Origin of the sequence: Actinomyces sp. ICM47, assembly GCF_905369875.1 — a bacterium.
Lineage (GTDB): Bacteria > Actinomycetota > Actinomycetes > Actinomycetales > Actinomycetaceae > Pauljensenia.
The window spans coordinates 1-5,588 of record NZ_CAJPJE010000072.1 but is presented as its reverse complement, the minus strand read 5'-3'; the positions used below and the strand labels follow the sequence as shown (position 1 = coordinate 5,588).

Sequence of the window (5,588 nt, the reverse complement as noted above, 5' to 3'; positions counted from 1 at the left end):
GCCCTGGAGGGTGCCCAGCCCACGCGCTTCGAGGTTCCCGCCGAGGTCGACGGGCGTGCGGTCGTGTGTCGCAGCCTGCTCATGATCCCCATCGAGTGCGTCGTGCGCGGCTACCTGACGGGATCCGGCCTGGCGGAGTATCGCGAGTCTGGCACGGTGTGCGGTATTAAGCTGCCCGAGGGGCTGACCGAGGCCTCGCGTCTTGAGGAACCGATCTTCACTCCCGCCGCGAAGGCCGAGCTGGGCGAGCACGACGAGAACATCACCTTCGAGCAGACCGTTGAGCGTATTGGCGAGGAGCTGGCGACCGCGATCCGCGACCTGTCGATTGCTCTCTACCGTCAGGCGCGCGACATTGCTGCGGAGCGCGGCATCATCATCGCGGACACCAAGTTTGAGTTCGGTATCGACGTGGCGACCGGCGCAATTGTGCTTGCTGACGAGATCCTTACGCCCGATTCCTCGCGCTTCTGGCCCGCAGACCAGTGGGTGGAGGGCCAAGTGACCCCCAGCTTCGATAAGCAGTACGTGCGCGACTGGCTGACGTCGGAAGAGTCCGGCTGGGACCGCGCGTCCGGTGAGAACCCACCTGCGCTGCCCGAAGCCGTGGCTGCCGTGACCGCCGCGCGCTACGTCGAGGCGTACCGCCGACTCACCGGGTCGGACCCCATCCTGTAAACAAACTTGCCCGCCGGGCAAGATGCGCGGCGGGATCCTCACCAACAACACAAGGAGGAACGCCGTGGGGCGAATCATCGTGGAAGTGATGCCGAAGCCTGAGATCCTGGATCCGCAGGGTAAGGCTGTCGGCTCGGCGCTGCCCAGGCTCGGAATCACGAGCTTTGAGGCCGTGCGTCAGGGGAAGTGCTTCCACCTGACCGTGGACGGTCCCGTCACCGACGAGCTCCTGGACCAGGCCCGCAAGGCCGCCGAAGAGGTTCTGTCCAACCCGATCATCGAGGACGTTGTGCGTGTCGAGGCCATTGACGAGGCCGACGCCCATTACGCGGGAGGCGCGCAGTGACCCGCATCGGAGTCGTCACCTTCCCGGGTACCCTCGATGACCGCGATGCCGCCCGTGCGGTTCAGATCGCGGGTGCCGAGGCCGTGGCCCTGTGGCACAAGGACGCCGACCTGCACGGCGTCGACGCGGTCGTGATCCCCGGCGGCTTCTCATACGGCGATTACCTGCGCTGCGGCGCGATCGCGGCGACAGCCCCCGTCATGAGCGAGATCGTGCGCGAGGCCGGACGAGGTCTGCCCGTCCTGGGTATCTGCAACGGCTTCCAGGTCCTGTGCGAGTCCCACCTGCTGCCCGGCGCGCTCATCCGTAACGACCATCAGAAGTTCCTGTGCCGCGACCAGGTGCTGCGCATCGAGAACGCGGACACCGCGTGGACTGGTACCTACAGTGTCGGCGACACCATCACCGTTCCGCTCAAGAACGGTGAAGGCAACTTCCAGGCGTTGCCCGCCGAGCTTGAACGACTCGAGGGCGAAGGCCGCGTCGTGTTCCGCTACGTCGACGTCAACCCCAACGGCAGTGCCAATGACATCGCTGGCGTCACCAACGCTGCGGGCAACGTCGTCGGCCTCATGCCCCACCCCGAGCACGCGACCGAGGCTGGCTTCGGCCCGCTCTTCCTCGGACCCGATGGAGCCAGCCACCACGGCGGCACCGACGGCCTGGGCATCTTCCGTTCCGTCCTTGCATCTCTCGTCGGCTGACGACGCCTCGCTGTGCCCTCTCCCGTGAGGGTGCTTCGGCCTCGTCCATGATCTTTCGAATGGAAACACGAATGACCTCCGAAAACACTCGCGAGCTGCCCGACACCGTCGAGAACGCCGCCGCGACCCCCGGCCAGGACATGCCCTGGAAGGAACTCGGCCTCAAAGAGGACGAATATCAGCGCATCTGCGACATCCTCGGACGCCGACCCACCAACGCCGAGCTGGCCATGTACTCCGTCATGTGGTCCGAGCACTGCTCCTACAAGTCCTCCAAGAAGCACCTTGCCGAGCAGTTCGGCGCGCGCACGACCGACGCCATGAGGAAGAACCTCCTCGTTGGCATGGGTCAGAACGCCGGCGTCGTCGACATCGGCGGCGGCTGGGCCGTCACCTTCAAGGTCGAGTCGCACAACCACCCGTCCTTCGTCGAGCCCTACCAGGGCGCGGCCACCGGCGTGGGCGGCATCGTCCGCGACATCATCTCCATGGGTGCCCGCCCGATCGCCGTCATGGACCAGCTGCGCTTCGGTGCCGTCGACCACCCCGACACGGCGCGCGTCGTCCACGGCGTCGTCTCCGGCGTCGGCGGCTACGGCAACTGCCTGGGCCTGCCCAACATCGGCGGCGAAACCGAGTTCGACCCCTCCTACCAGGGCAACCCCCTCGTCAACGCGCTGTGCATCGGCAAGCTGCGCCACGACGACATCCACCTGGCCAACGCAACCGGCGAAGGCAACCTCGTCGTCCTCTTCGGCGCGCGCACCGGCGGCGACGGCATCGGCGGCGCGTCCATCCTCGCCTCCGAGACCTTCGAAGACGGCATGCCCGCTAAGCGCCCCTCCGTCCAGGTGGGCGATCCCTTCATGGAGAAGGTCCTCATCGAGTGCTGCCTCGACCTGTTCGAGGCCGGCGTCGTCCAGGGTATCCAGGACCTCGGTGCCGCAGGTATCTCGTGCGCGACATCCGAGCTGGCCTCCAACGGCGACTCCGGCATGCACGTGGACCTCGAGAATGTGCTCCTGCGCGATCCCACGCTCACCGCGGGCGAGATCCTCATGAGCGAGTCCCAGGAACGCATGATGGCCATCGTGACCCCCGAGGATCGCGAACGCTTCTTCGAGATCATCGACAAGTGGGACGTCGAGGCCGCGGTCATCGGTCACCTGACCGGCGACGGTCGCCTCACCATCGACCACTACGGTCACCGTATCGTCGACGTCGACCCGAAGACAGTCGCCCACGAGGGACCCGTCTATGATCGCCCCTACGCGCGCCCAGCCTGGCAGGACGATCTGCAAGCCGCCACCTCCGAGGACCTTGCGCGTCCCGCCACGCGCGAAGAACTCATCGCCGACATGCGCGCCGTGCTCTCCGACATCAACCAGGCCTCCAAGTCCTGGGTAACCGACCAATACGACCGCTACGTGCAGGGCAACACAGCCCTCGCCCAGCCCGACGACGCGGGCGTCATCCGCATCGACGAGGAAAGCGGACTCGGTGTCGCTCTCTCCACGGACGCTAACGGCTGGTACACCAAGCTCGACCCGGCAGCGGGAGCCCGCCAGGCCCTCGCCGAGTCCTACCGTAACGTCGCCGTCGTCGGTGCCGAACCCGTCGCCATCACGGACTGCCTGAACTTCGGCAACCCCGAAGACACGGACGCCATGTGGCAGCTGGTCACCGCCATGACCGCGCTCGCGGACGGCTGCATCGAACTCGAGATCCCCGTGACCGGCGGCAATGTGTCGCTGTACAACTCGTCGGGCACCGAGAAGGGCCTGCCGAACTCGTCGATCAACCCGACGCCCGTCATCGGCATGCTCGGCATCCTCCCCGACGTCACGCGCGCCAACCCCTCCGGCTTCACCGAAGAGGGCCTCGCCGTCATCCTCCTGGGCATCACCCGCGAGGAGTTCGACGGCTCCGCGTGGGCGCGCATCGCCCGCTCGCACCTCGGTGGCCTGCCGCCCGAGGTCGACCTGAAGGCCGAGGTCGCCCTCGGTAACGTCGTGCGCGCACTGAGCGCCGCCGAGGGCCCAGACGGCCGACCCCTCGTGCGCGCCGCACACGACCTGTCCAATGGTGGTCTCCTGCAGTCCCTCGTCGACTCCGCGCTGCGCTTCGGCATCGGCGGCGTCTTCGACGTGGCCGGGCCCGCCCGCCGCGACAGCGTCGGCGACCACGAGATGCTCCTGTCCGAGTCCCAGGCCCGCGCCTTCGTCGCGGTGCCCGAGGTGGCCGTCAAGGCCGTGTTCGCGGCCGCCGAGGCCGAGGGCGTGGATGCCATCCGCATCGGCACGACGGGCGGCGACATGCTCGCGATTAGCGGCGTGGACCTGCTCGCCGCCGAAGGCGAGGGCTGCGGCTGGATCGCCTCGATTGACGAGCTGCGCGAGCTGAGCGACACCGGACGTACGTACTTCTGAGCTGCGTCTGCGTTGTCGCGTCTGGGGGCGCGGGCCTGCGGGTCCGCGCCCCTGTGCTGTGTGTCGCTTTATGGGGCCGGTGCTGGTGGACGGCGGCCCGCCCGCTCGCCGTCCGCGCCGCGAGCCTTCGGCTCGGCGCGTCGGCTCGAAGCCCGGCCAGGCCCTGCCGCCGCGGGTCTCACACCGCGCCGTCGGCACATTGTTATGGTTCTGAAACCTTGCCAGCATGCCCTCAGGAGGGCTTGTATCGTGCCTGTGCTTGAACGTGTTTCATGCTGTTTCATCGCGGAATGACAAAGAATAAGTTGCCCGCAGCAATACAATTCTTGAGAGTTTTCCTAAAGACCTACCACATGCTCACAAAGATTTGGCATACTGTGGAGCGGAAACAACCCGTAACACCAGGAGCCATCGTGCCCGACCAATCCGTCACCGCCACACATGAGCAGGACGCGGCCTCGGCCTCGTCTTCGACCAAGAAACCCAGCCTCGGCCGCGTTATCGCCGCGTGGGGGGTGCACCTGTTCACAATCTCTGGCCTCGTGTGGGCCACGCTCGCTCTGTTCGCGATCCTCGACAACGACACCCCCATGATGTGGCTGTGGCTCGTCATCGCCCTCATCGTGGACGGCGTCGACGGCACCTTCGCGCGTAAGGTCGGCGTCCGCGAGGTCATCCCGTGGTTTGATGGCGGAGTCGTCGACAACCTCGTCGACTACCTGACGTGGACGTTCCTGCCTGCCCTGTTCATGGCGTTGCACCTGCCGTTTGGTGCCCAGCCGATGCCGGTCATCATGATGATCGTCGTCATCGTCTCCTCGCTGTTCTGCTACGCGAACGACGGCGAAAAATCTAACGACAACTATTTCGTGGGCTTCCCCGCGGCGTGGAACTGTGTCGCAATCGTTATGTATGTGCTCCAGACCCCCGCCTGGGTCAACATTGCGGCGACTATCTTCCTGGCGATCATGACGCTCGTGCCGCTGCACTACACGCATCCTGCGCGCGTGAAGCGCTTCCAGATCCCCAACATCATTGGCGCGGCTGCCTGGATCGTCGCGTGTACGTATATGGTGGTCGTCTACCCGGTCCAGCCCCTGTGGACTCTGATCCTCTTCTGCATTGGCGGCGGCTGGTTCCTGATCGCCGGCTTCATCCGTACGGCGACCGGCGAGGACAAGTAGTCTTTGCGCCACGATCACAGATCAACACCCCCGGGCCTCGCGCTCGGGGGTGTTTGTTGTGCGATCCGCTCTCGGGGTCTGCGCTGCCCGAGGGCGGCGGCAGGGCCTGGGTGGGTTTAGTGGCTCTTCGCATTTTGGGGTGTGGGGGGTGGTGTTGGCATGGGGTCGGGGCCTGCCCGATGATTGAGGTTGCGACACTTCAAACGCTGGGAGGCCCCGACATGGGTAATGGTACCTTTTCTGCTCT

General features: G+C 66.1%; 5 protein-coding genes. All 5 read left to right on the top strand.

What is annotated here, in order from left to right; translation table 11 throughout:
- Positions 1–678, top strand: a 678-nt coding sequence (locus QZ149_RS09900; protein ID WP_291451274.1) for a phosphoribosylaminoimidazolesuccinocarboxamide synthase, incomplete at its 5' end; no start/stop codon positions are given.
- A 64-nt stretch (positions 679–742) separates the two neighbouring features.
- Positions 743–1,024 (top strand): phosphoribosylformylglycinamidine synthase subunit PurS, encoded by a 282-nt coding sequence (gene purS / locus QZ149_RS09895; protein WP_291451273.1) that lies wholly within the window; start codon positions 743–745, stop codon positions 1,022–1,024.
- Complete coding sequence (gene purQ / locus QZ149_RS09890) at positions 1,021–1,728, top strand: phosphoribosylformylglycinamidine synthase subunit PurQ (protein ID WP_291451272.1); 708 nt, start codon at positions 1,021–1,023, stop codon at positions 1,726–1,728. The genes purS and purQ overlap by 4 nt, the downstream gene beginning before the upstream one ends.
- Before the next feature lie 71 nt (positions 1,729–1,799).
- On the top strand, positions 1,800–4,157 hold the full coding sequence (purL, locus tag QZ149_RS09885) for a phosphoribosylformylglycinamidine synthase subunit PurL (RefSeq protein WP_291451271.1): 2,358 nt from the start codon (positions 1,800–1,802) through the stop codon (positions 4,155–4,157).
- 413 nt (positions 4,158–4,570) lie between these two features.
- Positions 4,571–5,341, top strand: coding sequence for a CDP-alcohol phosphatidyltransferase family protein (locus tag QZ149_RS09880; protein WP_291451270.1), 771 nt, complete (start codon positions 4,571–4,573; stop codon positions 5,339–5,341).
- The last annotated feature ends 247 nt before the right edge of the window (positions 5,342–5,588 follow it).

What these genes read in the sequence shown, in the direction of transcription:
- purL (WP_291451271.1), top strand. Translation starts at nt 1,800, where the DNA reads ATGACCTCCGAAAACACTCGCGAGCTGCCCGACACCGTCGAGAACGCC.